Genomic DNA, 2441 nt, shown 5'->3' with positions numbered 1-2441 from the left:
CCCCCAGGTTCGCGACTAGCCATGTGCGATGTGAAAGTCGTACATCAACGTGTTAAACACGTTAAGAATGAGGAGCCGCCTCCTCCGGGGATTTCTCTCTCCCCGTCCCCATGTAAAAAGAGTCAGAGACTCTGCCTACGTCGGCAGTAAGCAATGAAACCGATGGAATGCAAGGCACAAAAGCCTAAGATACATAACCTGAATTGTAAGGAAGGCAAGGGGAAGATTGAGAAGGGTTAACGAAAGTGAATCATCATTGATAGTTCCGTAACTCGCGAAAGAGTGAAACAGGTTGATACACTCTGACCAAAAGGTAAGCAGGTTGGTTATGGCAGTATGGCTGGTCATAACGAGAGAACTAAACTCCTGCCGGAATAGAGATGGAACCCTAATTCAATCGAAGTTCAGATGTACGAAACACAGTAAGCCCTATAGATTCTCAGGAACAAGGTCGAAATCTTGAGTAGGTTGACCGCAAGGAAGACGGAACTATCTGGAGGGTAGAGGAAGTTGGAGGAAGCGAACGCCCTTGTGTAACGCAGGGGATAGGGGTTCAAAATTTGCCCCACGTTGAAAGACGGCAGACTTCCAATGGGTCTTAACGATAAGGACTTCATCAAGGAACTTAACCGAAGTGAAAGATAGATTCAGAAATGAAATCAGAGCTAAGGAACCGCTAAAAGAATGGTCAGACATCGATTGGAAGACCGTCAAAAAGCGAGTGAGGAACCTAAGACGGAGAATTTATCGAGCCAAGCAGAACGATCAGTGGAATAAGGTCAAAAGCCTAATGAAGCTAATGCTACGCAGTTACTCCAACCTGCTATTGTCAGTGCTCAGCGTGACTCAGGAAAACCTTGGGAAAAGAACGGCTGGCATCGACGGTCAGACGGCAACAACCCCGACAGAAAGAGTCGAACTCGTAAGAGTTATGCTGACGCACACCCTATGGGCTGCCAAGCCAGCCAGAAGGATATACATCCCCAAGGCAAACGGCAAACAACGCCCACTGGGAATCCCTACGGTCAAAAACCGAGTCGCACAGGCAATCGTCAAGAACGCCCTAGAACCTGTATGGGAACAAGAATTTGAATCCAATTCCTACGGATTCCGCCCAGGTAGGAGCTGTCAGGATGCCATAAGTCAGTGCTGGATAAGACTCCAGAAAGGCATGGACACCTGGTTACTAGATGCCGACATCAAAGGGGCGTTCGACAACATTAGCCACGAATACATACTTGAAGCAATTGGGAAAATTCCCGGCAGAGAGCTAATCAAACAATGGCTAAAAGCAGGATATGTAGAAGCCGAAGTGTTCCATAAAACAGAAAGCGGTACACCACAAGGGGGCATCATTAGCCCTCTACTCTCAAACATAGCTCTCGATGGCATGGAACGGCTACTATCCAACCACAAGAAGGAGAAAACCTATCAATGTACAAGGAGAGCCACGGGTGAAGAATATACGAAAAAGAAGAAGCTCGACAAATACGGATTCGTTCGATATGCCGACGACTTGATCATAACCGCCAGAAGCAAAGAGGACATTGAGGAAATAAAACCCATCATCCAGCAATGGTTATCAAAAAGAGGTCTAGAACTGAATCAGGATAAAACCAATGTCGTTCACATCGAACAAGGGGTCAACTTTCTAGGGTTTAATATCCGTCAGTTCAAAGGTAGCTGTTTTACTTTTCCTGACAAGGAAAAGGTAAGAAAATTCTGGGCAGAAATACGGGAATGGCTCAAAAAGCACCCTAATATCAGCCAAGAGGCAGTTATCTCGTACCTCAATCCAATACTCAGAGGATGGGGAAACTACTACAGACACGCCGCAAGCCAACGAGTCTTCTCATATGTTGACCATGAAATATGGAAAGCGCTCTGGAAATGGGCAGTGAGAAGGCACTCAAAAAGAGTTGGCAAACAAAAGGGAAAAGGGAAAGAATGGGTGCGAAAGAAATACTTCCCAACAATCAATCGAGTCAAGTGGACTTTTGCAACAAACAAGACAACAAGAGATGGCAAGGAAGAAAAAATAGCCATCCATCGGCTGGCACTAATACCCATTGAGCGTCACATTAAAATCAAAGGCGCTTCATCTCCCGACGACCCTACACTCACCGAATACTGGAAAAACCGCCAAACCACATAGGGGAAAACCTATTGGACAAAAGGAACCAAAATGTACAAAGTGGCGGAAAACCAAGGATGGAAGTGTCCTGTATGCGGCGAACATCTGTTCAATGGAGAGGAACTGCACACCCACCACAAGGTAAGGGTGAAAGATGGAGGCTCAGATAAGGTCGATAATCTGGCTCATCTACACAAGTCGTGTCACAAACACGTACACACAGGCAACTGTACTGCAAGGCAAAAGGCAATAGCCGGATGATGGGAAACTGTCAAGTCCGGTTCTAAGGGGAGGAGGACACGGCGAC

The 2441-nt window shown here is 46.5% G+C and carries 2 protein-coding genes; both read left to right on the top strand.

Annotated features, from left to right (window positions below):
- Positions 1 to 634: 634 nt before the first annotated feature.
- Positions 635 to 2155, top strand: coding sequence for a group II intron reverse transcriptase/maturase (gene ltrA / locus ACE1CM_RS20375; RefSeq protein ID WP_374879806.1), 1521 nt, complete (start codon positions 635 to 637; stop codon positions 2153 to 2155).
- Between the two features lie 30 nt (positions 2156 to 2185).
- On the top strand, positions 2186 to 2395 hold the full coding sequence (locus ACE1CM_RS20370; RefSeq protein ID WP_374879804.1) for an HNH endonuclease: 210 nt from the start codon (positions 2186 to 2188) through the stop codon (positions 2393 to 2395).
- Positions 2396 to 2441: the final 46 nt, after the last annotated feature.

The sequence above is a fragment of the Microseira sp. BLCC-F43 genome, from assembly GCF_041929235.1.
Lineage (GTDB): Bacteria > Cyanobacteriota > Cyanobacteriia > Cyanobacteriales > Aerosakkonemataceae > Microseira.
This window is presented reverse-complemented; position numbering and strand designations above follow the sequence as displayed.

Coding starts and splice junctions, on each gene's coding strand:
- ACE1CM_RS20370 (WP_374879804.1), top strand. CDS start 2,186: ATGTACAAAGTGGCGGAAAACCAAGGATGGAAGTGTCCTGTATGCGGC.